Below are 26,626 nucleotides of genomic sequence, written 5' to 3'. Positions count from 1 at the left end.
CCTCCAGATGCTGCAGAACAAGGCGGCTGCGGTTGCGCCTCATGACTGTTCCAATGTTTGAGAAACGATAGGAAGGTGGGGACTGCAACGACATGGCCCATTCGTGTAGTTCTGCGAGGGCCAAAGGGACTAGTCATTCCGAACCACCTCGTAGCGTCCGCTCCGCGAGGGCATTCCCGCAGGTCAGCGACTCCCCGCCGCGCGAACCCGGGTCCATCCAGATGAGCCGGTTACCCTGTGCCCATGCACGGTCGCGCCACCAACCTCGGTAATGTCCTCAGTTTGCTCGGAGCCTTCGTCGCCACGGCGATGGTCATGGGCCTGCTGGCGGCTGGACTGTTGATCCCCGCGGTGGGGGCGACGGGCACGGCGGCGACCTCGGGGGTGACCGCCTTCGACGACCTGCCGGGCGAGTTCACCGCCTCCGCCCTGTCGCAGCAGTCGAAGATCGTCGACGCCCAGGGCAAGGTCCTCGCGACCCCCCAGGAGGAGAACCGGATCATCGTCAACCTCAAGGACGTCGCGCCGATCATGCAGAAGGCGCAGATCGCGATCGAGGACAGCCGCTTCTACGAGCACGGCGGGGTCGACCCGCGCGGCATCGCCCGCGCGATGGTCTCCAACGCGCAGGGCGGCGACACCCAGGGCGCCTCCACCCTGACCCAGCAGTACGTCAAGCTCACGCTGCAGGAGAACGCGCTGCGCAACAACGACGAGGAGGCCGCGAAGGCCGCCGTCCGCGTCAGCGCCGCCCGCAAGATCCAGGAGATCAAGTACGCGGTCACCCTCGAGAAGGAGATGACCAAGGACCAGATCCTCCAGGGCTACATGAACCTCGCCTACTACGGCGACCTGGCCTACGGCGTCGAGGCTGCCGCACAGCACTACTTCAGCATCTCCGCCAAGGACCTCAACATCCCGCAGGCCGCGCTCCTGGCCGGCCTGGTGCAGAACCCCAGCCGCACGGACCCGATCAACAACCCCGAGCGCGCGCAGGCCAGGCGCGACGTCGTGCTCGACCGCATGCACGACCTCGGGATCATCGGCGACAAGGCCTGGAAGAACGCCAAGGCCATCCCGGTCAAGAAGATGCTCAAGCGCAAGGACCCCCTGAGCAACTGCGCGGCCTCGCGCGAGCCGTACTTCTGCAACTACGTCATGGCCTACCTCAAGACCATGCCGGAGCTGGGCAAGACGGTCCCCGAGCGGATCAAGAACATCACGCAGGGCGGCCTGACGATCCAGACGACGCTCAACCCGACGACCCAGGAGCTGGCCCGCAAGCAGCTCACCAAGCGGGTCCCCGTCGGCAACGACGAGCACATCGGCGCCGCCGCGGCGATCGTCCAGCCGGGCACCGGCAAGGTCGTCGCGATGGTGCAGAACACCACGTACACGACCGGCAAGGGCAGCGAGACCAAGGGCCTCACCGGCCTCAACTGGAACGTCGACCGTGAGTACGGCGGCGAGAACGGCTTCCAGTTCGGGTCGACCGCCAAGATGTACGCGATCGTCGAGGCGCTCAAGCGCGGCCAGTCGGTCAACGGCACCATCCCGTCGAAGTTCGCCACCACGAAGCAGCCGGCGGTCTACTCCCCGCAGGAGCAGGGCAAGTGCGGTGACCAGGGCAACTGGGAGGTGCGCAACGACGAGGCGATCGGCGGCAAGCCGATCCCGCTGAAGACCGCCACCGCCAAGTCGGTCAACACCGCGTTCGCGTCGTTGGTCCTCAAGCTCGGCACCCCGAACGTCCGCAACATGATGACGACGATGGGCCTGCACAACGGGTACGGCGAGCCCATCCTGTGCAGCCCGGCCGCCGTCACTCTCGGCGCCGGCACGGCGACCCCGCTGACCCTGGCTGCGAGCTACGCGACCCTGGCCGCCAACGGCAAGTACTGCAAGCCCAACCCCATCCTGTCGATCACGACGAACGACAAGAAGGCCATCAAGCTCAACCCGACGCCGTGCAAGCAGGTCATCGACCCCGACGTCGCCAAGGGCGCCACCGAGCTCCTCACCGGCGTCATCAAGAACGGCACCGGTACCGGCGCGAGCCTCGGCTCCCGCCCGGCCGCCGGCAAGACCGGCACCACGGACAACCACTACCAGTCGTGGTTCGTCGGCTACACGCCCCAGCTCGCGACCGCGGTCTGGGTCGGCACGCCCTACACGCAGTTCCGCATGAAGAACGTCAGCCTGGCCGGCACCTACTACGGCGAGGTCTTCGGTGGCACCATCTCGGCACCGGTGTGGCAGGCCATCATGAAGGGCGCGTCGGAGGGCATGCCCATCCGCGACTTCGACACCCCGAGCGACAAGATCCAGAACGGTGACAAGGTCGCCGTCCCGTTCGTCGGTGGCCTGACCGTCGACGAGGCCACCGCGCGCCTCACGGACGCCGGGTTCAAGGTGCAGGTCGCGGGCAGCACGAACAGCGGCTACGGCCAGGGCCGGGTCGTCTACACGTCCCCGAACGGCACGGCGCTGCGCGGCGACACGATCGGTCTCTACCTCTCGACCGGGTACGTGCCCCAGGCTCCTACGCCGAGGGCAAGCAACACCCCGAAGCCCAACCCGACGCCCACGAAGAGCAAGCCCACCAAGCCGCCGAAGCCGAAGAAGCCGTGACCTCGGCCTCGTGACGACGGAGGCCCCCACCGGTTCGCCGGTGGGGGCCTTCGTCGTGAGAAGCCTCGCTGCACATGGCGGCTGGTCACCGCCGGTACGGGGGTCAGCGACCCGCGAGGGACGCCTTCACGACCGAGGCCACCCGGCCTCCGTCGGCGCGGCCGGCGACGACGGCGCCCGCCGCCTTCATCACCTGGCCCATCTGCTGCATACCGGTGGCGCCGGTGTCCGCGATGGCGGCGGCGACGATGGCCGCGAGCTCCTCGTCGGACAGCTGGGCGGGCAGGTAGGCCTCGAGGATGGCGAGCTCGGCGTCCTCCTTGGCGGCCAGCTCGGGGCGGCCCGCGTCGGTGTAGGCGGTCGAGGCCTCCTTGCGCTTCTTGGCCTCCTTGGCCAGGACCTTGAGCACCTCGTCGTCGGTCAGCTCACGGGCCTCGGTGCCCGAGACCTCCTCGTTCGTCATGGCGGTGAGGGCCATGCGCAGCGTGCCGGAGCGCACCTGGTCCCGCGCGCGCATGGCGGAGGTGAGGTCGCTCTGGACGGTGGCCTTGAGGCTCTGGTCGGTCATGGGGCCAGTGTCGCAGGCGGTGGGTGCGGTCCCCAACCGTGTTGTCTGCGGGTTGTTTGCGAGGATGGGTCGCGATGAACACGTATCTGCGGACGGTGGGCGGGGTGGCTGCCCTCGGGGTGGCCGGACTCGGGTGGGCGAGCCTCGTGGAGCGGAACTGGTTCGCACTGCGCCGGTTCACCGTGCCGGTGCTGGCCCCCGGGGCCCAGCCCCTGCGCGTCCTGCAGGTCTCCGACCTGCACCTGGTGCCGCGCCAGCAGCACAAGGTGGAGTGGGTCCGCAGCCTCGCGGCCCTGGCTCCCGACCTCGTGGTCAACACCGGTGACAACCTCGCGGCGCACGACGCCGTGCCCGAGGCGCTGAGGGCGATGGCGCCGCTGTTCGAGTTCCCCGGGGTGTTCGTCCTCGGGTCCAACGACTACTACGCGCCCGTGCCGAAGAACCCTGCCCGCTACCTCACCCGCCGCCACGCGCACGCCCCCGCCAGCCGCATCACCCTGCCGGTGGAGGACCTCCGGGCAGGCATGGTCGGCGGCGGCTGGACCGACCTCGACAACGCCCGGACGGTGCTGTCGGTGGCCGGTTCCCCTGTCGAGCTCGTCGGCACCGACGACGCCCACATCCGGCGCGACCGCTACGCCGACGTCGCCGGTCCCGCCTCCCCCACCGCCGCCCTGACCGTGGGGGTCACGCACGCGCCGTACCAACGGGTGCTCGACCCGATGGCCGCGGACGGGGCACGGCTCCTGCTCGCCGGCCACACCCACGGCGGCCAGCTGGCCGTCCCCCTGTATGGCGCGCTGGTCACCAACTGCGACCTGCCCACCAACCGCGCCAAGGGGCTGTCGCGGTGGTGGCCCGGCGCCGGGTCGGCGCCCTCGAGGCAGGCTCCGGCCGATGCCGCCTGGCTCCACGTGTCGGCCGGGCTGGGCACGTCGCCGTACGCGCCGGTGCGCTTCGCCTGCCGCCCCGAGGCGACCCTGCTGACCCTCGTCCCCCGCTAGCTAGCCCCGCGCTGGTCCGGCGCCGGTCCGGCGCCGGTCCGGCGCTGGTCGGACCACCGTCGGCTGGGCCGATTGGGAGGCGCGGCAGGCCGTGGGCTATTCTTCCTTGTCGCTGCCGAAACCAGTCCCTGACCATGTCAGATCTGCTCGGGAGCGACGGCCACGGGGTGTGGCGCAGCTTGGTAGCGCGCTTCGTTCGGGACGAAGAGGCCGCAGGTTCAAATCCTGTCACCCCGACCAGATCGACCGTGGTCAGAGGCCACCAACCACAGCCTGGTTGGTGGCCTCAGCCATGTCCGCCCGACCCATGTCGCAGGGCCGGCGATGAGTCTGCTTCCCGACCGCGGTCCACCTCACATGAACACTTCCGCGTACGAGAAGGACCCCCGCGTGGACGCCTACATCGATGCCCTGCCGTCGTGGCAGCAGGTGCTCTGCCGGCGGCTGCGCGACCTGGCCCACGCGGCCGACCCCGAGCTCATTGAGACGATCAAGCGCACGGTGCAGCCGTACTTCGTGCTCGAGGGGAACGTGTGCGCCCTCCTGGCTGCCCGGGACCACGTCAACCCGTTCGTCTACGACGGTGCGATCGTCGACGACCCCCACGGGTTGGTCACGGCCGGGCACCAGAACTCGACGGCACGCACGATCGGCTTCCGCGAGGGGGACGCGATCGACGAGCCTGTGCTGCTCGAGTTCCTGCGTCAGGTCGTCGCGAACAACCGTGCCGGGGGCTGGCGAGCGATCAAGGGGCTGCGGTGAGGCGGGTCTGCGACCGGCGACGGGCGAGGGCCCGCCAGGCGTTCCGGAACATGAACCAGCGCCATCCGACGAGGACGACCCCCACAACGCAGTAGCCGACCCGTCCCACGACGCCGTGGTGGCTCAGGAGGGCCGCGACGGGAACGCCGGCGACGATGACCAGCAGGACCAGCTGGGTCGCCATGGCCACGCGCAGCACCGTCGTGCTTGGCGGAGGCGTGTGGAAGGGGGACTCGGGGCCCGGGGTCGAGCCGAACCTGTCCGACCAGCTCGCCGGACCACTGGGCGTGGCGCCGCCCTCCACGTCGTCGGGGCCGGGCGGCATACCTGCATTGTCGGCACACCCGGCTTCGCCACGCACCCCGGCGGCCCGAGCCGGACGTGCCGTCATGCGCCGTGCCCACGACGACGCAGGAACCCCTCGACCGGTCGCGAACGCGAGGGCCAGGCGAAGGTCCTCGCCCGGGCCGACTGACGAGCCGCCACACCCACCTGCCACAGGTTGCTGCCGTAGCCACAGGGTGCGCCCTGTGGCTACGGCAGCAACGTCACTTAGCAGAGGGTGCGGCTCGCGGCGGTCCGGGACGCGGGACGGCTCTGGGACGAATTCGTGGGCCGGCCGCGACGCCGGGTATCGTGAGCGCCCGAAAGGGAGTAGTCCCCAATCGCCGCGTCGACACACTGACCCCCGGGTCCGGTGCGGTGGGCCACCGGATCTGACCGGTGGCGGACGAGACTTTCGACCAGTACACGAACCCATTTTTCGGACGTGCCTGGTCGAAGGGACGTCACGGACACGTTCTCCTCGGCCTGGCGGCTAGGAGACACGAACCCCATGTACGCCTTCCTGTTGAGCACAGCAGTCATCTTCGTGGCCGAGCTCGGCGACAAGAGCCAGCTCATGGCGATGACCTTCGCCACGCGCTACACCGTGCGCCAGGTGCTCATCGGCATCACGGTCGCCACCGCGATCGTCCACCTCGCCTCGGTCGGGATCGGTGCCGTCGTCGGCAACTCCTTCGCCGACAGGCAGTGGATCATCTCGATCGTCGCCGGCGTCGCCTTCATCGCCTTCGCGGCCTGGACCCTGCGCGGCGACGAGCTGACCGAGGACGAGGCCGACAAGGCCCGTCGCAGCACCGGCAAGGCGATCGTCGCCGTCGGCATCGCCTTCTTCCTCGCCGAGCTCGGCGACAAGACCATGCTGGCCACCATCACCCTCGCCACCCAGGAGGGGTGGCTCGGGACGTGGATCGGCAGCACCGTCGGCATGGTCGCCGCGGATGCGCTCGCCATCGGCGTGGGTGCGGTCCTCGGCAAGAAGCTCCCCGAGCGCGTCATCAAGATCGGCGCCTCGGTGGCGTTCCTCGCGTTCGGCCTCATCCTCATCGCTGAGGGCCTCGGCTGGTTCTGACGATCACCGCCCACGCCCAGGTATGGCGCCCGCGCACCTCGCGTGGGCGCCATACCTGTGCGTGGGCGGCGTTCCGCCGGCTGAGGGCCGTTCGACCGCCTGCGGGCCGTTCCCCCGGGCGCGGGCCGTTCCCCGGCCGGGGGCGGCGTGACGGTCAGGGGCGGCGTGACGGTCAGGAGGCGGACAGGTGGCCGCCGGCCACGGCGACGGCCGTGGAGGCTGCACGCTCGACCCCGTCCGGTGCGACGAACCCGTCGGCGGCGAACCGGGCCAGGAAGTCCTCGGCCGGGATGGGGCGACCCATGTAGTGGCCCTGGGCCAGGTCGACGCCCTCGAGCGCGAGGACGTCGAGCACGGCCGCGCCACTGACGTACTCCGCGACCGTGCGCTTGCCCAGGTCGTGGGCGACGCGCACCATCGACGACACGATGGCGCGGTCGGTCGGGTCGACGTCGCACCGGGCGACGAACTCGCCGTCGATCTTCACGTAGGCGAAGGGCAGGTGCTTGAGGTAGCTGAACGAGCCGAACCCGGCACCGAAGTCGTCGAGCGCGAACCGGCAGCCCTCCTGCCCCAGGCGTTCGGCGAACACCCTGGCCGCGGCGAGGTCGGGCACGATCGCCGTCTCGGTGATCTCGAGGACCAGTCCGTTGCCGTTCGCCCCCGAGCGGAGCAGGGCGGCCTGCACGACCTCTTCGATCTGGCTGTCACCCACCGAGCAACCGGAGAGGTTGACCGAGAGCTCGAAGTCGGGGTCGACCGCCTGGAAGCGCTGGAGCAGCGGGATCGCGCGCTCGAGGACCCACCGGTCGATGGCCAGGACGAGGCCGGACTTCTCGGCCTGCTGGAGGTACTCGCCGGGCGGCAGTGCGTCCGGCCCCTCACCGAAGCGCAGGAGCACCTCGCCGCCGGTGACCCGGCCACGGCCGATGTCCCAGATCGGCTGGAGGTGCAGGCTGAACTCGTCGTTGGCGATCGCGGTCTCGATGCGCTGCGTCCAGCCCAGGGTGGACGTGGCGCTCGGGCCGACCGTGCCACCGGCAGCCAGCACGGCCCAGCCGTCGCGACCGCTCTGCTTCGCCTGGTACATCAGGGAGTCCGCGTTCGTCAGGAGCTCCTCGGCACCCTCGGGTCCCGTCTCCTGGGCTCCGATGACCACTGCCCCCACGCTGGCGGTGACGGCGTCGGCCGCTGCACCGAGCGCCGTGCTGTGGGCCCGGACCGCGGTCACCAGGTGCTCGGCGACGAGCTCGGTCCCCGCCTGGTCGGTCTCCAGGAGCAGGACCGCGAACTCGTCCCCACCGAGGCGCGCGACGATGTCGGTGCTGCGGACGCTCTGGCGGAGCACCTCGGCCAGCGAGGTGAGGAGGACGTCACCCGCGGCGTGGCCGAGGGTGTCGTTGACCTCCTTGAAGTGGTCGAGGTCGATGAGCAGCAGCGCGCCCCGCGGCCCGTAGCGACGGCAGAAGTCGAGGTGGCGGTCCAGCTCGACGGCGAAGCGACGACGGTTCGCCAGCCCGGTCAACGGGTCGTGGTCGGCGAGGTGGGCGAGCTGCTGCTCGTAGGTGTGCCGCTCGGAGACGTCGGCGACGTTGACGAGGAGCTCGTCCTCCTCGGGCGACCCACCACCGGCGAGGACCGTGCTGGAGAGGTTGAGGTGCACCTCACCCCCGAGTGGGGTGTTCACCGTCCAGTCGGTGCGTGCGCCCGCCTCACGGGTGGTGCAGGCGAGGAGCGTCGGTATGCGGTCGTCCTCGGCATCACCGAGGGCGGCCAGGGGCGTGCCCACGAGCTGGGCCTCGGTGCGACCGAGCAGCAGGCACAACGACGGGTTGACCTGGCGGACGAAGCCGTCCCGGCCGAGCACCGCGATGCCGTGGGGTGCGTCGACGAACAGGCGCTGGATGCGGTCGTGGCTGGCGCGCAGCAGTCGCTCGCGCTCGCGGTCACGGCTGACGTCGCGCGCCATGATCAGCACGGCCCCCGACGTGGTCGTCGCGCCCGGCAACGGGCTCACCCAGATCTCGTGCTCCGCCCCGGACTCGGGCGCGACCAGCTCGACGACGCCGTCACGTCCCCGCAGCGCGCCCTCGATGAGCGGCTCGAGCTTCGCGAAGCTCTTCGGCGTGAACGCCTCGGACACGTCACGGCCGGCCGCCGTGGCCAGTCCCTGACGACGCGCACCACCGCCGGTGGACAGCGAGACCTCGAGCGTCCGGTCGAGCACGAGCACCGCGGTGTCGGGGAGGTGGTCCATCGACAGGCGCCAGAGGGCCTGCGCCTCCTTGAGCTCACGACGCATCTCGACCGCCGCGGTGGTGTCGACGGCGACACCGAGGTAGCCGATGACCTCGCCCTCCTCCGACCGCAGCTCGGTCACGGCCAGTCGGACCGAGATGCGACGGCCGTCCTTGCGGACGTAGGTCCACTCGCGGCTCGGCATGTGGTTCTCGGCCAGGGTGGCGAAGACGGCGACACCCGCCACGACCCCGAGCTGGCCGGCCGCCTGGACGATCTCGTCGGCGTCGTGGATGAGCTCGTGCACCTTGCGGCCCACCGCCTCGGAGGCGTCGTACTTGAGCATGTCCTCGGCGCCGACGTTGAAGTTGGTGATGACCCCGTGGACGTCGACGCTGATGATGCTGGTCAGGGTGGCGCCACCCATGATGGCGCGCAGCTGGGCCGCAGCCTCGCGCTCGGCGCGGTTCTGGGCCGTCAAGCCCCTGATGACGCCCTGGATGACCGGCGCGGCGAGCAGCGCCACCGCCGACCACAGGACGGCCGGGCGCCACTCGAGCGGGACGGTCTCCCCCGGGGCTGCGGTGAGGTTGGTCGCGAGCGACGGGCCGATGAAGGCGAGCACCGACAGGAACGCCGCCACTGCGAGGTCGCCCAGGGTCCCGAACAGGGCCAGCCACACGATCGGCACCGCGATCAGCGGCCCGACACCGGAGACGGCACCGCCGAGGGCGTCCCGCAGGAGGATCACGGACACCATGACCGCGAGGGGGGCCGTGGCGTCGACCCACGAACGCTGGCGGCGCCATACCGACAACGCCCCGAGGGCGAGCCCGCAGACGAGCAGGGCCAGGGCGACGACGGCCTCGGTGTTCAGCCGGGGTGAGGGGAGCAGGGTCGCGGCCAGGGAACCGGCGACGAGCACACCGAAGGCGATGCCCTCGTTCCGGCGGGGGCGCGCACCCGTGGCCGACTGCGCGACATGGCGCAGGGTCAGGGGCAAATCGCGGGGGCTCACGGGGCCTCGGTCCGGGTCTGGGTCTCGGGTTGGGTCTCGGGTTGGGTCTCGGGTTGGGTCTCGGGTTGGGGCTCGGGTTGGGGCTCGGCCGGGATGGGGATGAGCTCGTGGATGTCGGCGCTCGAGTCGGCGCCGTCGTACGCCCAGCTCGGCTTGAGCAGGACGAGGTCGGGCAGCACCCACCGGGGACCGATGTAGCCCTCGAGGGCGGCCACGAGCCGCTCGAGGTAGGGCAGCGAGGTGTCCGGGGTGACGTGGCCGACAGGCAGCTGCGGTCGGAACCGGCGCCGGTCGACGTGCAGGCCGAGGGCCTGGACGACGTCGGGGATGGACCGCGCGATGCTGACGAGGCGGTCGACGTCGCCGACCAGAGGGGTGGCCACCGAGAGGTCGCCGGGCGCCGTGAGCGCGAGGCACCCCGCCATCTGCAGCCGAGGGGGCGGGGCCCACTCCTTGGCGGCCTCGGTGAGCTGGGCGACGAGCCGGGCCGCGTCGGCGCGGGCGAGGTTGCCGAAGCTCGTGACGTGCACGTGCATGTCGTCGACCGAGACGGGCGCGAACTCCTCGGGCCGTCCCGGGACGGAGCGGACGAGGTCGACGAGCTGTTCGACCGCTTCACGGGGAGGGAAGAACGCCGCGTGCAGGAGCACGGGACCACTCTCCTTCCAACTCGGCGGTTACGGGGCGACCGCGACCCGGGCACGGGTCGCGCGTGCCGATGATAGGCGCCGAATGCGGCGGTTCAGCGTTGTTTGGGCCGTGGGACGACCAGTACCAGCCGATCGGACGAGGAGGTTCCGACCGCTGGTCGGCGACGAGCCCGGCTGTGGCAGGCCTCTCCCACCGCGCATAGGGTCGTCCCATGCCACAGACCGTCAAGGGCGTCATCGCCCGCAGCAAGGGTGCCGACGTCGAGCTCGTCGACATCGTCGTGCCAGACCCCGGCCCCGGCGAGGCGGTCGTCCAGATCCAGTCGTGCGGGGTGTGCCACACCGACCTGCACTACCGCGAGGGTGGCATCAACGACGAGTTCCCGTTCCTGCTCGGGCACGAGGCTGCCGGGGTGGTCGAGGCCGTCGGCGAGGGCGTCACCGACGTCGCGCCCGGTGACTTCGTCATCCTCAACTGGCGCGCGGTCTGCGGACAGTGCCGCGCCTGCGCCAAGGGCAAGCCCTGGTACTGCTTCAACACCCACAACGCCAAGCAGAAGATGACGCTCGAGGACGGCACCGAGCTCTCCCCCGCGCTCGGGATCGGCGCCTTCATCGAGAAGACCCTCGTCGCCGCCGGCCAGTGCACCAAGGTCGACGCCGAGGCGGACGCCGCCGCCGTGGGCCTGCTGGGCTGCGGGGTCATGGCCGGCTTCGGCGCGGCCGTCAACACCGGCGGCGTCGGCCGGGGGGACTCGGTGGCCGTCATCGGCTGCGGCGGGGTCGGCAACGCTGCGATCGCGGGTTCCGCCGTGGCCGGCGCCACGACGATCATCGCCGTGGACGTCGACGACCGGAAGCTCGAGGGCGCCAGGGCCTTCGGCGCGACCCACACGGTCAACGGCAAGGACGAGGACGTCGTCGAGCGCATCCGCGAGCTCACCGGCGGCTTCGGTGCCGATGTCGTCGTGGAGGCCGTCGGCCGTCCCGAGACCTACGAGCAGGCGTTCTACGCCCGCGACCTCGCCGGCACCGTGGTCCTCGTCGGGGTCCCGACCCCCGACAAGGAGGTCACCCTGCCGATGATCGAGATCTTCGGTCGCGGTGGTGCCCTCAAGTCCAGCTGGTACGGCGACTGCCTGCCCTCGCGCGACTTCCCCATGCTCGTCGACCTCTACCGCCAGGGCCGGTTCGACCTCGACGCCTTCGTGTCGGAGCGGATCGGGCTCGGCGACATCGAGGGCGCGTTCCACAAGATGGAGCGCGGCGAGGTCCTCCGCTCGGTCGTGGTGCTGTGAGTGACTCCGGTATGCCGTCGATCGCCCCCTCCCCGGGCGGCGTGCGGGTCGACCGGCTGGTGACCTCGGGCCAGTTCGAGCTCGACGGCGGCAGCTGGGACGTGGACAACAACGTCTGGGTGCTGGGCGACGACAAGGAGTGCGTCATCATCGACGCCGCCCACGACGGCCGCGCCATCGTGAAGTCGATCGACCGCGAGCGCCGCGTCGTCGGGGTCATCTCGACCCACGCCCACAACGACCACATCAACGCGGTCGGCGAGGTCTGCGACGGCACCCGCGCCCCGGCATACCTGCATCCTGCGGACCGGATGCTCTGGGACGAGCTGTATCCCGTCACCCCCGACCACGAGCTGGCCGACGGCCAGGTCGTCACGGTCGGCGACGTGGACCTGCACGTCATCCACACGCCGGGCCACACCCCCGGCTCGTGCTGCCTCTACGCGCCCGCGCTCGGGGTCCTGTTCACCGGCGACACCCTGTTCAACGGTGGACCGGGCGCGACGGGACGCTCCTGGAGCGACTTCGGGACGATCATCGAGTCGATCCGCGACAAGGTCCTGACCCTGCCCGACGAGACGGTCGTCCTCACCGGGCACGGTGACTCGACCGTGATCGGCGCCGAGGCACCGCACCTGCAGGAGTGGATCGACCGCGGCCACTGAGCCGGCGCTCCCGCGCGAGGCCTGCAGGACGTAGGGGCCTGGAGACCTACAGGACGTACAGGCCGAGCATCACCAGGAGCACGGCGGCGGCGTAGAGGACCACGATGGCCCCCGCGACGGCGACAGCGGTGTGGCTCACCCACCACCGTGACGTGTGGTGGGTCGGGTGCAGCTGCTGGATGGTGCGCATCGGCGTGCCCCTCTCGTCGGGTCCTGCCCTGTCGTTCGAGGCTACGCCGGGTCCCTGCACCCTCGTGAGCGCCACGCCGCCGCGCTCCCGGGGTGCGCCTCAGCCGCGGTAGCTCTCCACGACCTTGGGGTCACGCACCTGCGCGGCCGCGGGGTCCTCGCCGAACTCCCGCTTGGCCCGGCGCTGCCGCAGCAGGTCCCAGCACTGGTCGAGCTCGACCTCGATGGAGCGCAGTCGCTGGTTCTCCTCCTCGACGCTGATCTCGCCGGACCCGAGCTTCGACCGGAGTCCGTGCTCCTCGTCGATGAGTCCCTTGATGTGGTGCTGGATGTCGATGTCGTCGGCCATGTGCCCACTATCGCACCGGCCCCTACCGCTGGCGAGGGTCCGCTGCTTTCATGGTCGGGTGGCACCAGCACGCGTGCCGAGCGGGAACCCTGTGGCCGGCACGGTGGTCGCGGGTGGCGGGCTGGCGTCCCTGGCCGCCGCCGTTGCGCAGGTCGCCCCCGCCGTGGGCGGTCACGCCGTGGTGCTGACCCGCCTCTCGCAGCCGACCCCGGTGGCGTCCGCCGTGGTCCACGAGCTGGTCGACCTCCTCGTCGAGCGCGGCGCCGGTGACGTCACCATCGGCTTCCGGCTGCGCGCCCACGACCGCGACCGCGGCCACGACTCCGTCGTCGAGCTGGCCCGGCTGGCCGGCCTGGGAGGACGCACCCCGCGCGGACACTCCTACGACGTGGTGGACCTGGCCATCAACGGGGACCACACCCTCGCGCCTCCTGCGAGCGTCCTGCACGGGTGCGCGGTCTCCACCGTCTGGGCGGGGGCCGGCACCCGGGTGCTCCTCGGTCGCGCCGTGACCGACCTGCTCGACCGGTATGCCGCCGCCCTCGACCCGTTCCTGCGTGCCGGCGAGGAGGTGGCCGGGGCCGCTCCTGCCGACGTCGTCGCCGACCTGCTCGACCTCGTGCCGCCCCAGCTCGTGGTCGTCGACGCCCTCGAGGCCGCCGTGGGTCCGGACGGCGGGCGCCTGCCCCGGCTGCTCGACACCGGCACCCTCGTCGTGGGGACCGACGTCCTGGCCGTGGACGGCGCGGTGGCGGGGCTGCTGGGACAGGACCGCAGCAGCTCGCGGTTGTTCGCGGGCGCGTTGGCCCGGCGCCGGACAGGACCCGGGGACGGCCGGGTCCACGGGTTCGGGGACGGCCGCGGTGGCCCCTCGACCCGTTCCGGGGTCCTCGGGGCGGTCGTCCCGTTCGCCGGCACGCACGGCCCGCACCCGGCCGCCCGGGCGGCAGCGGTCCGCCTGGCGGCCGACCCGGAGCTCGAGCGGGTCCTGTCGGCCTCGATCGGCGGCCCGGACCCCGGGGCCGCCCCCGCAGACCCGGTGCTGGCGGTGGTCCGCGCCGTGCTCACCCCGCTGGTCGAGGCGGCCGCCGACGGGGTCGGGGCGTTCGCCCTGTCCGGGGTGGTCGACGCGGTCGCTGCGACCGCCCACGGGGTCCGCGCCTGGCAGACGGGGCTGGACAAGTCGGCGGTGCCCCGACGCGTGGTGCCCCTGGGGTTCGACCCCGGGTCGCTCGACGGCAGTGCCTACGACGGGCTGCCCGAGTTCTTCGCCGAGTTCGACGCCCTCGTCGGAGCCAAGACGCCTCCAGCGGGTGGCGACGAGGCCCTGCGCTGGCGAGTGGTCGACGGTGCGACGGTCTTCGAGACCACGCGTGACCTGCCGGCGGACTTCGACGCGTTCGTCGCCCGCGTCGACGTGGCGGCCGGGATCAGCCTGATGGCCGACTACCTCGGCGGGAGGAGGGTCACGGTGCCCGGTGGTGCGCCCGGCACCACCCGCCAGGCCGAGCGCAACCTCTACCTCCCGCAGCCCAACTACCTCGCCCTGTGGGGTGGGGAGCCCATCGACGTCTGCAAGGTCGAGCTCGTCGAGCGCGGCCCCGAGGAGCACCGCCTCACCTGGCGAACTCTCCACAGCCCCAACGGTTCTGCTGTCTTCGACGACGGCTCCCTGACCTTTTCCCGGAGCGCCCGCGGCACGCTGGTCCGGGTGCGTGGGCGTCAGCTGTTCAGCCTGCCACCGTCGTGGGCCGGGATCGACCTGGCGGCCCTGCCCGAGCTCCGTGAGCCGTTGCTCGAGGAGGCCTACCGACGCTTCTTCACGACCACGTTCGACAACCTGGAGGCCTGCTTCGAGGGACGCGAATTCCGGATCGGCCGGCCTCCCACGTCGCCGACCGACCCCCTCCTCACGCGCTCCCTGGAGCTGCTGCTCGGCGCTGCCCGCTCCTGGGTGGACGACCGGGCACCCGAGGCCGCCCGGCCCGACAGCGCGGACGTCGACCTGCACGGCTTCCACCACGTCCGGGGCTCCCGGTGAGGGTGGCGGTCACCGGGGCCACCGGGCTCGTCGGCGGCCGCGTCGTCGAGGCCGCACGGGCCGCGGGGCACGACGTGGTGGCCGTGACCCGGCCGGGTTCGGGCGACCCGGGAGCACCCCTGCTGGTGGGAGGACTCCCGGTCCCCCGCAGGACCGCGGACCTCACCGACCAGGGGGCGCTGGTCGCTGCGCTGGAGGGGTGCGACGGGCTCGTCCACTGCGCCGCCGTCTACGCGTTCGGTGCAGCCCGGGCACAGGAGGTCAGCCGGGTCAACGGCGACGGCACCCGGTCCGTCCTTGCCGCTGCGGCCCGCGCAGGGGTGCGAAGAGCGGTCGTCACCTCCTCCTCGGTGACCCGTGGGTCGTCCGGCGCCGCCCGTTCGCGCACCGAGCACGACGTCCTCGGTGACGAACCCGCCCCCGCCTACTACGCCAGCAAGGTCGCCCAGGAGGAGGTGGCGCTCGAGGCCTCGTCCGCACACGGCATACCCGTCGTGCTGGCGCTGCCCACGGTGGTCCTCGGGGGTCCGTTCGCGCGGCTCGCCCCGAGCAACGCCATCGTGCTGCGCTACCTGCTCGACCCCACGCGGAGCACCTTCCCCGGGGGCTGCAACGTCGTCGACGCGCGGGACGTGGGGGCCGGGCACGTCGCGCTGCTCGAGCGCGGCACCCCCGGCGAGCGCTACCTCCTCGGTGGCGAGGACGTCACGTGGCGCACGCTGCACACGTTGGTGTCCGACCTCGCTGGCCTGCCGGGACCCTTCGCCGAGCTCGATGCACCGAACGCCTGGGCGGTGGCGGCTGCGAGCGAGTGGTGGGCGTCGCTCACCGGGGCCTCGCCGCTGTCGACCCGCGACGAGGCCACCACGGTCGGCCGGTTCTACTGGTACTCCAGCGCGAAGGCCACCGACCTCGGGTATGCCGCGCGGCCGGCCCGCGCCGCCGTGGCCTCGTCCCTGGCGTGGTTGGCGGTGAGTCCTGACCTGCCGCGGTGGGCGAGGGAGGGGCTGCGCCTGCACCCGGAGGTGCGGGCCGCCCGCGAGCTCGTCCCGGCACCCCTCGTCGAGGCCGACGCCGTCAGTCCGCGACCTCGACGGTCACCTCCAGCGTGGCCTCGTCGCCGCCGCTGACCTCGATCGTGCCGGTGTAGCGCTGTCCGGGACGGACCAGGTCCGGGTCGAGGTCGGCCTCCACGCGGACGTGGTGCTCCTCGCCCGCACCGATGGTCACGCGCTCCGGGTCGACGCGCAGCTCCAGCGCCACCACGGTGCCGGTGGAGTCGCGCAGCTCGCTGGCGGCGAGCTCGATCCGCCGTGGTCGGGGATGGCGGTTCACGACCGTCACTGAGGCCTGCGCCACCTGCCCTGAGGCGGCACGCAGGAGGACGGGCACGACCGCAGGGGCACCATCGCCGGTCCCGCCGGTCCCGCCGGTCCCGTCGGCCGCACCGGTCGCGGTGGCGGTCGGGGGCGGGGCGGTCCGTTGGCCCGGCCGGGCGCGGCTCCCGCGCGACCCCGCGCCGGCCGTCGTCGACTCGCTGATCACCCGTCCCGCCGCCCGACTGCCCAGGGCCAGCAGCTCACCGGCGTAGTCGAGTCCGAGGGCGCCGACCTCCCGCCAGTACCGGGCGCTCTCCCTCGCGACGGCGTCGACGTACGCCCGGCCGGTCGCCGTCCGGTCGACCTCGCCGGACAGGGTCGCCCGACCGAGGTCGATCGACTGCCTGGCCAACGACGACTGGGCCTGCAGGGCCGCCCGCGCCAGCTCCGTGATGCGGGCCAGGGTCTCGTCACCCCCACCGGTTCGTTCACTCATGGGTCCACCTCTCCTGGCAGCAGCATCCACAGTCACAGCCCACGTCGACCGCGTCGCAGGCCGCTGGAAGCACGACCACGGCCACCCGCTGGGGGCGCGCGCAGCCTTCGAACCGCACGTCGGCGTACGCCGTGGCACATCCCTGCACGTCACCGATGTCGCGGCCCTGTCCGCTGTTGCGCAGGGCGTCGAGCCTCGCCTGCCGCGCCTTGAGCGCCTCGTCGGCGTTCGTGGCACTGGTCGGCGCGGCAGGGTCCTGGGTGCCTGCGTCGGTCTTCGTGCCGTCGTCCTTCGTGCCGGGGTCGTCCTTGGTCCCCGGCCGGACGGCCACGAGGAGGCGGACGACCCGGTCCTCGCACCCGGCCAGCACGATCGACTCCTCCTCGAGCACCGCCCGGATGGCGAGGTCCTCGCCGTCGCAGGAGTGCCACGGGCCGACCTCGAGGGACACGGGGCGCTCACGCCGCCACGAATTGCGCAGGTGGAACGGCACGACCCGCATCTCCCCGATCCGGGCGTGGACGATGACGTCGGCGTCCGGCACGCAGCAGCGGCACGGGTCGTCGCAGCCGCAGCCCTGGGACCCCTCGCGGTGTTCGTCGCAACCGCAGCCACAACCACGGCCATGAGAGTGACGGCGGCCCCGGCCGCCTTCTGCGCGCTCACCACAGCCGCAGCCCCGGGACCCCTCACCGTGCTCACCGCAGCCGCAGCCGTGGGGGCGACCGCGGCCCGCTCCCCCGTGCCCGTGCTCGCCGCAGCCGCAGCCGCAGCCCTCGGTGCACCGACCTCCGTGGTCGTGGTGCCGGCCCCGGTGCGGACCGGGTGGTGCCGCGGGGGCGGGGGTGAGCCAGGGCGCCATACCCCCCGCGGGCGCCCAGGCCCGCGCCCACTGGTCCCAGGCGGTCGTCGACTGGTCGACCCACTGCTGCACGGCCTCGGTGACGCCGTCGCGCAGGGTGGCAAGGTACTCGGGTGCGGTGGTGCTCATGACGGTCTCTCCGATGCAGTGCGGGGAAGGACGACGACGTCGAGGTCGGCAGTGCCGACGGGGACGCGGGCGGTGTGCCGACGAGTGGGGTCGAGCCCCTTGGGCACGATGACGTGCGCGGCGACCCGCACCGTCGTGCCGGGCTGGACCACGACCGGTTCGAGGAGGGCGAGGTCGATGTCAGGGCCGGGATCGGGTCCACCGTCGTCGGTCCGCGCACGTTGCAGCGCCGCGAGCGGCACCTCGACGTTGCCGTCGTTGCCGACGGTGAGGGTCAGCTCCTGCGTGCCCTCGGTCGCCAGGACCCGGCGCGGGCTCACCCTCAGTGCCACGGTGGGTTCGACCCGAAGGACGACCTGCCGCCGCAGGCCGCCGACCTCCACCTCCGCCCGGTGGTCCCCCGGCGGGGTGCCGGGGTCGAGCCGTACCGACAACGGCACCTCGGCCGTGGCCCCGGGGGCGATGACCGCGGCCGCGGAACCCACGACAGGCTCATGCCCCTCCCGGTGGAGCGCGAGCCCACGGATGGCGAGACGCTGGTCCACCGCGTTCTCGACCGACACGGTGGCCCGCAGCTGCCCGGGGGGCCCGGTCAGGACGATGCCGTCCTCCACGGTCGCAGCTGCCGTGGCCGCCGTGGCCGTCGTGGCAGCGCGGGCGGCGCGGGCGGCGCGGGCGGCGTCCGGTTTCGGGGCGGCGCGGGCGGCGCGCGCAGCGCCCGGCTTCGGGGCAGCGGTCTTGCGGCGGGTGGTCGGCACGGTGGCGTCCTGGCTCAGAGGTCGATGACGACGGGTCCGCGGTGCTCGGGCCGGATGTGGGCCGTCGTGCTGCCGCGCACGGTGATCGCGAACAGCTCGAGGCCGAGGACCGACCAGCTCCACTGCTGGTCGTACGGCACGCACACCTCGGTCGCCGGCGGGGGGCCGAGCTCGAGCCGGACGCAGGTGTCGACGGCCACCGGCTTGAGGTCGACCGAGGCGGTGGTGTCCACGCTCGACGCCGAGTCGAGCCGCGAGGTCGTGTTCACCGTCGACGTCGTCGTGACCGGTGCCAGGGTGATCGCCGAGTCCGTGTGCACGGTGTTCTCGCCGTTGTTGGTGTTCGTCGTCCCGCCGGCCAGGGTCAGCTTCATGTCGTCGAGACCGGCCAGGGTCGAGTTCACGTCCGCCGTCACGTCGGAGGTGAAGGTGTTCCCGCCGAAGACGGTGGTGTCGATCGTGTAGTCGGCCATCAGGGTGCTCCTGCCGGGCTGGAGGTCTCGGGACTGACGAGGTAGGAGTGGTGGAACCCCAGCCGGGGGTCACCCCACGGCGCGAGCCCCGGGTCGAACTCCTGCAGCTCGGGCATGACGATCCGGTCCCGCACCTCGAGGGACGGGTAGTCGTAGACGGTGATGTGGTTCTGACCACGGTTGGCCGTGAACAGCAGCGTCTGGTCGGCCGAGAGCTGGCAGGCGTAGATGCCGTCCACCAGGGCGCCGCGACTCACCCGCAGCGACTCGGCATACAGGTGGGCGTTGCCGAACACGTTGCCCCGCATGAAGGACTCGGCCATCGAGCTGGCCGACTGCCTCGTGAGCGCCAGGCTCTCCAGCGCACCGGGGTGCTCGTCGATGAGGCGGTGCTGACTGAGGGTCAGCAGGTCGACGAACACCACCGTGTGGCTGCCACCGGTGCAGAAGATGAGCTCGGAGTCCGAGATCGTCACGTCGGAGTTGATGTGGGCCGGCAGGTCACGGTCGGCAGCCCAGTGCCGCACGACCCGCCCCTCCTCCGCGTCGATCTCGAACGCGTACTGGCGCAGCCAGGCCATGCCCCAGTGCTCCCAGTCCGAGCGGTCAGCAGGGTTGACCCTGAAGGAGATCGCGTAGAAGACGTCGAGGACGGGATGGCACACGACGTGCCAGCAGGTCGTCGGCAGCTCGATCCGCCTGACGTCACCGGTGACGGTGTCGAGGATGCCCACCTCTCGCGCCTCGCCGCGCGTGGGGTGGTCCATCCCCCCGTAGACGATGTACCGGCCGGATGCCGTGCGCTTCATGGCGTGCGGGATCTTCAGGCTGTGCGGCGCGAGCTGCTCGGCCTTGGTGAGCCGGTTGACGTCGAACTTCCACAGGTGCTCACCGATCGACGTGACGAACTGGGTGTCGTCGAGCCAGACCAGGTGGGTGCTTCCCTTGATCGTCGTGTCGGGAACCTCGAACCGCAGGGTGGAGACGCGGTCGGCCTCCTCGAGCGTCGCGAGGTCGTAGAACAACAGGTGCTGACCGGTGTTGCCCAGGAAGCCGATCCGACGGGTCGGGTCCACGTTGGGTGCGTGCCCGCCAGAGGCACCGGCGAAGTACGTCACCTTGTAGGCGTGGTCGCCCGTGACGGGGTCGTAGTGGAAGAGGCAGACGCCGGCCCGGCCCTCGAGCCCGTTCAGCCCGTTGCCGTCGAGGGCGACGTGAAATGCGTATGGGTACGTCCGCATAGGTTCCCCGGCCTGCTGCACCACCCGGTGACCCCACCGGCCACCAGAACTCACGGTAGCGGCGCCCCCAGCGCACCGATAGGGCCCCACAGCAAACGATCATGGCCAATCCCATTCACCCGCAAGCGAATTCGCGCCCGATCCGTTGTGCTTTGTGCCGGTATGACGAGTGTGCGACTCTCCCGACCACGCCGCCCTACGACGGGAGGTCAGTTCTCGCAGCCCACACCGTCACCGTCGCGGTCGAGCTTGCGGGAGTAGCCGGGGTCGCCCACCGAGATGGGGTCTGCACCGGCGGCCCGAACCGCGTCGCAGTTGGCGTAGTAGACGTTGGCCTGCGCAGCACTTGCCGCCGCGGCAGCATCGGCGGCCGCTCTGGCTTGCGCCGCAGCCAGCTCCTTCGCCTTGGACTTCGCCGCGGCCTCGGCCTTGGACTTCGCCGCAGCAAGCGCTCTCGCCTTTGCCTGCGCGACCGCTGTCGCCTTCGCCTTCGCCGCCGCGGCAGCCTTGGCCTTGGCCTTGGCAGCCGACTCGGCCTTGGCCTTGGCGGTGGCCAGCGCCTTGGCCTTGGCGGCCGCGACGGCCTTGGCTGCCGCGGCAGGGTCGGCGGTGGCCGAGGAACGTGTCGACGGCGTCCCAGGCTGGGCGGCGAGCGGTTGAGCGTCGGCCGACAGCTCGACCGTGTCGGCCCCGCCGCACGCAGCCGTCATCGCGATGACCATGACGGCCAGACCTGTCTTGATCGTCCAGGTGTTGCGCATGTTTTCCCCCAGGTGAATTGGTGGGGACAGTACGCGCCGATTGTCGCCTTCGCGCCGGCTTTCGCTGCAACAGGTCCTTCTGGACCAGAGCGTGGCCGCATCCACCCTCGTCGGGTCGGTTAAAGACTTGGTCAACTACGTCATCTGGCGTAACCCCGGGTCCACGACGGTCGATCACCACGGTGGAAGGAACCACTCCCCCCCGAGCAGCAAGGAACCTGACATGGCCCGCACGCTTCCCATCCGGCGCAAGGTCCTCGGTGCCGGCGCAGCCGCCGCCGTCCTCGGCGCCATCGGCTTCAGCGCCGCCCAGGCCGCCACCAGTCCCGTCTCGCACGCCCGACCGGCGGTGTCCGTCACCACGTCCTCCGACGACACGACCGAGCCCACGGAGTCCGAGACGACCGAGCCCACCGAGACCGAGACGTCGGAGACCTCCGAGCCCACGGAGTCCGAGACGGCCGAGCCGACCGAGACCGAGACCTCCGAGCCCACCGAGACGTCTGCGACCTCGGAGCCCACGCACGGTGACCACTCGCACAGCGGCCACTCGCACACCGCCACGGCCACCGAGACCGGTGACGACAACGGCGACGACAACGGCGAGGACGCCGACGACCAGGGCGAGGACCAGGGCGAGGACCAGGGCGAGGACCAAGGCGAGGACCAAGGTGACGACCACGGCCACGATGCCACCCACACCACGACACCCACGGCCAGCTCCACGACCACCACGCACGACGACGAGGGAGACGACCAGGGTGACGACGGTGACCACGGTGACCACGGTGACCACGGCGGCGACGGCGGCGACGGCGGCGACCACGGCGGCGACCACGGCGGTGACGACTGAGCGGGGACCACTGATCCCGGGACTGCACACGGCGGGTCGGACGCTGGGACCCTGAACCCGTGCACCCCGTCACCGACGAGCTGGTCGCCGCGGCGACAGACGGCGAACCCGGGGCGCTGCGCTCGATCTACGAGGCGCTGGCGCCCCGGGTTTCGGGGTACCTGCGGTCGCACGGGTCCAGCGATCCCGAAGGCCTGACGCAGGACGTCTTCCTCACCCTGTTCCACCGGCTGCCCGACCTCACCGGTGGTGCGGCCGGGCTGCGGACCTTCACGTTCTCCCTGGCTCACGCCCGTGTCGTCGACGAGCTGAGGACCCGGCAACGGCAGCCGCGCAGCGTGCCGTACGAGCCCGCGACGGACCAGCGGACCAGCGACTCGGCAGAGACCGTTGCGGTGCGCACCCTGGGCACGCAGCAGGCACTGGCCCTCGTGGAGGGCCTCAACCAGGGACAACGCGACGTCGTGCTGTTGCGCGTCGTCGCCGGCCTCAGTCTCGAGGAGACGGCCACGACCCTCGGCCGTTCCGTGGGATCGGTCAAACAGCTCCAGCGCCGCGGCCTGCTGGCCCTGCGAGCCACCGCACACGACCTGGGCGTAACCCCGGGAACGGATCGACGATGACACCTGACGACATGACACTCCCATCCCAGCCCGGTGACGACTCCCTCGACGAGCGCACCGCCGAGGGCATCCTCTGCGGGGACCTGCCCTCGGGCGACGCAGCACTGGATGCTGCCCTCGACGCGCTGCGGGTCCTCGGCCAGGACCCCGCCCCCGAGCCCGTCGGCGAGCTCGCCGTCCTGCTGACGTCCGGCACGTCCGGCACGTCCGGCACGTCCGGCGCGTCCGGCGCGTCCGGCGGAGGATCCGCGGTGCCGCGGCCCGCTGACGAGCTCGGCCGTCGCCGTCAGGGGCATGCTCGTCACCTCGCCACGGGGACGACAGCAGTCGCCGGCATCCTGTTGGTGACGGCCACCGCGGCCGCGGCGATCGGTGGCTTCCGGGCCGAACGGGCCCCGGCGTCACCCACCCTGCCCCCCGCCGTGGTCGTGCATCCCGGGAGCCCGCACCCTGCCGGCACGACGCCGAGCAGGCTCCCGGTCGTCCCCCCGATGCCCGCGGCCACCGGTGGCCTCGCCGGCGTCGGTGCCGACAAGCCCACCGACGACCACGCCGACGACCATGCAGGCGACTCCGCGACGACTCCTCGCGACGCGAGCTCCCACGGTGCAGCAGCGGCCACCACAGGTCGCCACGGCGACGAGAGCCAGCACGAGCAGGGCCGGGACGGCGAGCACGGTGATGGGGACGACGACCAGGCCTCCTCGGTCCCCCGGACCTCGGAGTCGCCCGACGACGACGCGAGCTCCGCATCGCACGGTGACGACACCGACGAGAGCACCGGGACCAGCACCCACGGGGGTGATGACGACTCGGGCGAAGGGAACGACACCTCGTCGGACGACGGCTCCGGACGCAGCGGTTCGGGCAGCGGCTCCGGCGGTTCGGACGATGGCGACCGTGGGTCCGACGTGGCGCAGGGAGCGCCCCTCACCAGTCCGTGATGGTCCGGCGATCGACCGGCGACCCGTCCCCGCGCGGCACGTCCATCGTCGGTGGGCGGCTCAGCCCTTGAGCTCGGGGAACTGGTCGTCCCGGAACTCCTCGGACAGCGACCGTCCACCGTCGAACGCGCGCTGCTCCCGGTCGCGCAGCTCCACGCGGCGGATCTTGCCCGAGATGGTCTTGGGCAGCTCGAAGAACTCCACCCGGCGAACCCGCAGGTATGGTGCGAGGTGCTCACGCGCGTAGCCGAGGATCGCCTTGGCCGTCTCGGCGTCCGGCTCCCACCCGGCCGCCAGCGCGACATACGCCTTGGGGACGGCGAGCCGCGTGTGGTCGGGGGCGGGCACCACTGCCGCCTCCGCCACGGCAGGGTGTTCGATGAGGACGCTCTCCAGCTCGAAGGGGGAGATCTTGTAGTCGCTGGCCTTGAAGACGTCGTCGGTGCGGCCGATGTAGGTGATGTAGCCGTCCGCGTCCCGGGAGGCGACGTCGCCGGTGTGGTACCAGCCGTCAGCCATCGCGTCGGCCTGGCGTTGCGCGTCGCCGAGGTAGCCGGTCATGAGGTTGACGGGGTACTTGGACAGGTCGAGGACGATCTCGCCCTCCTCGCCCTCCACCCCCGTCAGGGGATCGACGAGCGCCACCGGCACCCCGGGCATCGGCCGGCCCATCGAACCCGGCTTGAGGGGTTCCCCCGCGATGTTGCCGATCTGCAGGGTCGTCTCCGTCTGTCCGTACCCGTCCCGGATGGTCAGGCCCCAGGCCTTCTCGACCTGGCTGATGACCTCGGGGTTGAGCGGCTCCCCGGCGGCCAGCAGCTCGCGCAGCGCCCCGCTCCCGCCACCGAGGTCGGCCTGGATCAGCATGCGCCACACCGTCGGCGGCGCACAGAACGTCGTCACCCCGGCCCGGCGGATCTGGTCGAGCAGCGACGCCGCGTCGAACCGCGCGTAGTTGTAGACGAAGATCGTCGCCTCGGCGATCCAGGGGGCGAAGAAGCACGACCAGGCGTGCTTGGCCCAGCCCGGCGAGCTGATCGCGAGGTGCACGTCGCCGGGACGGCCGCCGATCCAGTACATGGTGGACAGGTGGCCGACGGGGTAGGAGACCTGCGTGTGCTCGACGAGCTTGGGCTTGCTGGTCGTCCCGGACGTGAAGTAGACGAGCAGCGGATCGGTCGCAGCCGTGACTGTCTCGAACGGATGTCCTTGCGCGGCATGGGAGTCCGCGTAGTCGTGCCAGCCGTCACCACCACCCACGGCGACACGCAGGTAGTCCCCGGGCACCTCCTCGAACTTCGCGGTGTCGGCGAGGTTGGCGACCACCACCCGCGCCCCACCACGGTCGACGCGGTCACGCAGGTCGGCCGGCCCGAGCGCCGCGGTGGTCGGCATGATGACGGCACCCAGCTTGGCGACGGCCAACATCGTCTCCCAGAGCTCGACCTGGTTGCCGAGCATGAGGAGCACGTGGTCGCCCTTGGAGACCCCGAGCCCGGACAACCACACCGCCACCTGGTCCGAGCGGGTCGCCATCTCGTCGTAGGTGATCCGCTGCTCGGAACCGTCCTCCTCCACGACCCACAGGGCCAGCCGCTCGTTCCCTCGCGCCACCGCGTCGAACCACTCGACCGCCCAGTTGAACGTCTCACCCACGTCCGGCCAGCGGAACTCTGCCAGGGCCCGCTCGTGCTGCCCGGAGAGGCTGACGAGCTGGTCACGTGCCGATCGGTATGCCGCGGTCGCGGGTGTGGTGGCCATGGCACCTGACCCTCCTACGGGACCGCAGGCACCGCAAGGGCACGGCGACCACCCCACCGTCCCTGGCGGGGTGTGGGGCGGGGTCACGCTGGCTCCTGCGCAGCCCGGCGAGCCAGGAGCTGGTCGTAGCTGCCCAACGTCAGGTCCACGATCGTGTGGTGCCGTTCGCACAGCAACGCCGCATTACCCAGGTCCGAACGACCGAAATCGGCCCAGTGCACCAGATGATGCGCATCAGTCCACTGCGGCGGCATCGAACACCCCGGGAACGAACAACCCCCGTCCCGCAACCACAACCGGCGCACCTGAGCCGTGGTGAACAACCGCACCACCCGGCCCTGGTCCACCACCTCACCACCCGACCCCAACACCACCGGCAACACCGACGCCTCACACGCCAACCGGCGCACCGTCTCCGGGGCCACCAACACCCCAGCATCCGGACCACCGACCGTCACCCCAGCCCCACGCACCCCGGCCGCCAACCCGGCCCAGTCCATCGTCACCACSAGCTGCGTCTTCGCGTTCGGACCCACCCCCTCACCCGCTGCCACAGCCCGGCGCACCAACGCCACCAACGCCTCACCCCGACGCCGATCACAGCTGCGCAGGTCCCGCTCACCGTCCACCGGACGCGGCGCCGACAACGGCCCCAACGCCGCCTCCAGCACSGCCCTSCCCTCGSTGTCSAGCACCARSYGGTACTCCGCAACCCCGGTCCCGTCCTCCACCGGCTGCGACAACGCCACGAACCGCCGCGCCACGTCCTGCTCGGACTGCAGCTGCCCCTCCCGGCCATACCTGGCCAACAACGCCGGCCGCAGCATCCGACACCCCCGCGGACCATGCTCGACCGCCATCGCGACCAGACCATCGACGACATGCGGCTCAGCACCCGCGACCAGCACCGGCGGCCGGCCGCAGCATCCGACACCCCCGCGGACCATGCTCGACCGCCATCGCGACCAGACCATCGACGACATGCGGCTCAGCACCCGCGACCAGCACCGGMCGCAACCGGTCCGCCTCGGCCACCACCACCGCCGCCGACCGCACCGGCAACACCCCCGCCTGCACCGCAGCCCTCACCGGCGCATTGRCCGCCTTGCCGAACGCCGCAGCAACCTCCACCACCGCCCGCGCACCACCCGCCCGCGTCGACGGCGCATGACGACGCACCCACGACACCACACCCAACGCCTCCGGCCCGCTACCGGGCTCACCACGCTCGATCGCCTCACCCACCACCGCCACCCGGGCCGCATCACACGCAGCCCCCAACCCATCGACCTCACCCAACAACTCAGCCAAACCAACGACACCACCAACCGCACCCCCACCGGCCTGCCACAACCAGTCCCCCAGACCGACCAACGCCACCCGGGCAGCCGCGATCGACTCGCGTCGCTGCACCAACGTCAACCCCTGATCCATGCCACGACACTACCGGCGACCACCGACAACGGCTCAATCCGAGCGCCGACGAAAGACGTTGCACTGCAACACATTTCGCGCCATGCCAGGCACGACGATGTCAACCGGGAACGGCCGGGCCTGTGGACCGCAACCTCCCGCAGCC

At 71.7% G+C, this 26,626-nt stretch carries 26 protein-coding genes and 1 tRNA gene; 12 read left to right on the top strand and 15 right to left on the bottom strand.

Going from position 1 to position 26,626, the window contains the following annotated elements; all coding sequences use genetic code 11:
- The first annotated feature begins 243 nt into the window (after positions 1–243).
- A complete protein-coding gene (locus ASC58_RS18320) occupies positions 244–2,631 on the top strand; it encodes a transglycosylase domain-containing protein (protein ID WP_056920291.1) in 2,388 nt (795 codons plus the stop codon).
- Between the two features lie 103 nt (positions 2,632–2,734).
- Here the strand turns inward: ASC58_RS18320 and ASC58_RS18315 are convergent, their stop codons facing one another.
- On the bottom strand, positions 2,735–3,199 hold the full coding sequence (locus ASC58_RS18315) for a GatB/YqeY domain-containing protein (RefSeq protein ID WP_056920290.1): 465 nt from the start codon (positions 3,197–3,199) through the stop codon (positions 2,735–2,737).
- A gap of 74 nt (positions 3,200–3,273) precedes the next feature.
- On the opposite strand from ASC58_RS18315, the gene ASC58_RS18310 reads away from it, so the two are divergent.
- The 3 genes from ASC58_RS18310 to ASC58_RS18300 all read left to right on the top strand — a co-directional run bounded on the left by ASC58_RS18310 (position 3,274) and on the right by ASC58_RS18300 (position 4,965).
- Complete coding sequence (locus ASC58_RS18310; protein WP_056915779.1) at positions 3,274–4,203, top strand: metallophosphoesterase; 930 nt, start codon at positions 3,274–3,276, stop codon at positions 4,201–4,203.
- 163 nt (positions 4,204–4,366) lie between these two features.
- Positions 4,367–4,443: transfer RNA gene (locus ASC58_RS18305), tRNA-Pro, on the top strand.
- Between the two features lie 117 nt (positions 4,444–4,560).
- A complete protein-coding gene (locus tag ASC58_RS18300; protein WP_056920289.1) occupies positions 4,561–4,965 on the top strand; it encodes a DUF1801 domain-containing protein in 405 nt (134 codons plus the stop codon).
- On the opposite strand, the gene ASC58_RS18295 is transcribed toward ASC58_RS18300, so the two are convergent.
- The gene (locus tag ASC58_RS18295) at positions 4,949–5,290 is read right to left on the bottom strand and encodes a hypothetical protein (RefSeq protein ID WP_056920288.1); all 342 of its coding nucleotides are present in this window, start codon (positions 5,288–5,290) and stop codon (positions 4,949–4,951) included. The two genes, ASC58_RS18300 and ASC58_RS18295, sit on opposite strands and share 17 nt — an antisense overlap.
- A 510-nt stretch (positions 5,291–5,800) precedes the next feature.
- On the opposite strand from ASC58_RS18295, the gene ASC58_RS18290 reads away from it, so the two are divergent.
- Positions 5,801–6,379 (top strand): TMEM165/GDT1 family protein, encoded by a 579-nt coding sequence (locus ASC58_RS18290; protein ID WP_056920287.1) that lies wholly within the window; start codon positions 5,801–5,803, stop codon positions 6,377–6,379.
- A 172-nt stretch (positions 6,380–6,551) separates the two neighbouring features.
- Here ASC58_RS18290 and ASC58_RS18285 read toward each other — a convergent pair whose 3' ends face one another.
- Both ASC58_RS18285 and ASC58_RS18280 read right to left on the bottom strand, forming a co-directional pair.
- Complete coding sequence (locus tag ASC58_RS18285; protein WP_157598570.1) at positions 6,552–9,635, bottom strand: EAL domain-containing protein; 3,084 nt, start codon at positions 9,633–9,635, stop codon at positions 6,552–6,554.
- Positions 9,632–10,285, bottom strand: a complete 654-nt coding sequence (locus tag ASC58_RS18280; RefSeq protein WP_056920285.1) for a 2'-5' RNA ligase family protein — start codon at positions 10,283–10,285, stop codon at positions 9,632–9,634. Before ASC58_RS18280 ends, ASC58_RS18285 begins: the two co-directional genes overlap by 4 nt.
- A 212-nt stretch (positions 10,286–10,497) precedes the next feature.
- On the opposite strand from ASC58_RS18280, the gene ASC58_RS18275 reads away from it, so the two are divergent.
- Both ASC58_RS18275 and ASC58_RS18270 read left to right on the top strand, forming a co-directional pair.
- Positions 10,498–11,583 carry an S-(hydroxymethyl)mycothiol dehydrogenase gene (locus ASC58_RS18275; RefSeq protein ID WP_056915785.1) on the top strand — a complete coding sequence of 362 codons (1,086 nt, stop codon included), beginning with the start codon at positions 10,498–10,500 and terminating at the stop codon, positions 11,581–11,583.
- Positions 11,584–11,594: 11 nt separating this feature from the next.
- The gene (locus ASC58_RS18270; RefSeq protein WP_056920284.1) at positions 11,595–12,248 is read left to right on the top strand and encodes an MBL fold metallo-hydrolase; all 654 of its coding nucleotides are present in this window, start codon (positions 11,595–11,597) and stop codon (positions 12,246–12,248) included.
- Positions 12,249–12,294: 46 nt separating this feature from the next.
- Here ASC58_RS18270 and ASC58_RS21180 read toward each other — a convergent pair whose 3' ends face one another.
- Both ASC58_RS21180 and ASC58_RS18265 read right to left on the bottom strand, forming a co-directional pair.
- A complete protein-coding gene (locus ASC58_RS21180) occupies positions 12,295–12,438 on the bottom strand; it encodes a hypothetical protein (RefSeq protein ID WP_157598569.1) in 144 nt (47 codons plus the stop codon).
- A 99-nt stretch (positions 12,439–12,537) separates the two neighbouring features.
- Positions 12,538–12,786: a DUF2630 family protein gene (locus ASC58_RS18265; RefSeq protein ID WP_056915787.1), complete on the bottom strand. Its 249-nt coding sequence runs from the start codon at positions 12,784–12,786 to the stop codon at positions 12,538–12,540.
- Positions 12,787–12,844: 58 nt separating this feature from the next.
- On the opposite strand from ASC58_RS18265, the gene ASC58_RS21300 reads away from it, so the two are divergent.
- Entirely contained in the window at positions 12,845–14,827 is a 1,983-nt protein-coding gene (locus tag ASC58_RS21300) for a DUF362 domain-containing protein (protein ID WP_162246877.1), read from the top strand.
- Positions 14,824–15,957, top strand: coding sequence for an NAD-dependent epimerase/dehydratase family protein (locus tag ASC58_RS18255; protein ID WP_162246876.1), 1,134 nt, complete (start codon positions 14,824–14,826; stop codon positions 15,955–15,957). The genes ASC58_RS21300 and ASC58_RS18255 overlap by 4 nt, the downstream gene beginning before the upstream one ends.
- On the opposite strand, the gene ASC58_RS18250 is transcribed toward ASC58_RS18255, so the two are convergent.
- The 6 genes from ASC58_RS18250 to ASC58_RS18225 form a co-directional block, all read right to left on the bottom strand.
- Positions 15,905–16,642, bottom strand: a complete 738-nt coding sequence (locus ASC58_RS18250; RefSeq protein WP_056920281.1) for a hypothetical protein — start codon at positions 16,640–16,642, stop codon at positions 15,905–15,907. The genes ASC58_RS18255 and ASC58_RS18250 overlap by 53 nt on opposite strands.
- On the bottom strand, positions 16,635–17,633 hold the full coding sequence (locus ASC58_RS20795; RefSeq protein WP_082553441.1) for a hypothetical protein: 999 nt from the start codon (positions 17,631–17,633) through the stop codon (positions 16,635–16,637). The genes ASC58_RS18250 and ASC58_RS20795 overlap by 8 nt, the downstream gene beginning before the upstream one ends.
- The gene (locus ASC58_RS18240; protein WP_056920279.1) at positions 17,630–18,391 is read right to left on the bottom strand and encodes a hypothetical protein; all 762 of its coding nucleotides are present in this window, start codon (positions 18,389–18,391) and stop codon (positions 17,630–17,632) included. Before ASC58_RS18240 ends, ASC58_RS20795 begins: the two co-directional genes overlap by 4 nt.
- A 14-nt stretch (positions 18,392–18,405) precedes the next feature.
- The gene (locus tag ASC58_RS18235) at positions 18,406–18,864 is read right to left on the bottom strand and encodes a hypothetical protein (protein WP_056915793.1); all 459 of its coding nucleotides are present in this window, start codon (positions 18,862–18,864) and stop codon (positions 18,406–18,408) included.
- Complete coding sequence (locus tag ASC58_RS18230; RefSeq protein ID WP_056915794.1) at positions 18,864–20,105, bottom strand: hypothetical protein; 1,242 nt, start codon at positions 20,103–20,105, stop codon at positions 18,864–18,866. Before ASC58_RS18230 ends, ASC58_RS18235 begins: the two co-directional genes overlap by 1 nt.
- Positions 20,106–20,314: 209 nt before the next feature.
- Complete coding sequence (locus ASC58_RS18225) at positions 20,315–20,866, bottom strand: excalibur calcium-binding domain-containing protein (protein WP_056920278.1); 552 nt, start codon at positions 20,864–20,866, stop codon at positions 20,315–20,317.
- A gap of 223 nt (positions 20,867–21,089) precedes the next feature.
- Between ASC58_RS18225 and ASC58_RS18220 the strand changes: the two genes are divergently transcribed.
- The 3 genes from ASC58_RS18220 to ASC58_RS18210 are packed head-to-tail and all read left to right on the top strand — an operon-like array spanning position 21,090 to position 23,286.
- The gene (locus ASC58_RS18220; RefSeq protein WP_056920277.1) at positions 21,090–21,719 is read left to right on the top strand and encodes a hypothetical protein; all 630 of its coding nucleotides are present in this window, start codon (positions 21,090–21,092) and stop codon (positions 21,717–21,719) included.
- Between the two features lie 59 nt (positions 21,720–21,778).
- Entirely contained in the window at positions 21,779–22,342 is a 564-nt protein-coding gene (locus tag ASC58_RS18215; protein WP_056920276.1) for an RNA polymerase sigma factor, read from the top strand.
- Between the two features lie 11 nt (positions 22,343–22,353).
- Entirely contained in the window at positions 22,354–23,286 is a 933-nt protein-coding gene (locus tag ASC58_RS18210; protein WP_157598568.1) for a hypothetical protein, read from the top strand.
- Between the two features lie 60 nt (positions 23,287–23,346).
- Here ASC58_RS18210 and ASC58_RS18205 read toward each other — a convergent pair whose 3' ends face one another.
- From ASC58_RS18205 to ASC58_RS18195, 3 genes are all read right to left on the bottom strand, one after another.
- Complete coding sequence (locus ASC58_RS18205) at positions 23,347–25,047, bottom strand: AMP-binding protein (protein ID WP_056920274.1); 1,701 nt, start codon at positions 25,045–25,047, stop codon at positions 23,347–23,349.
- A gap of 83 nt (positions 25,048–25,130) precedes the next feature.
- On the bottom strand, positions 25,131–25,907 hold the full coding sequence (locus tag ASC58_RS18200; protein WP_304438402.1) for an HNH endonuclease signature motif containing protein: 777 nt from the start codon (positions 25,905–25,907) through the stop codon (positions 25,131–25,133).
- Between the two features lie 28 nt (positions 25,908–25,935).
- Positions 25,936–26,481: a hypothetical protein gene (locus ASC58_RS18195; RefSeq protein WP_056920272.1), complete on the bottom strand. Its 546-nt coding sequence runs from the start codon at positions 26,479–26,481 to the stop codon at positions 25,936–25,938.
- Between the last annotated feature and the right edge of the window lie 145 nt (positions 26,482–26,626).

Source organism: Phycicoccus sp. Root101, assembly GCF_001426245.1.
Taxonomy (GTDB): Bacteria; Actinomycetota; Actinomycetes; order Actinomycetales; family Dermatophilaceae; genus Pedococcus.
Note: the sequence above shows the minus strand (reverse complement) of the source record. Positions and strands in the feature narration are given on the sequence as shown.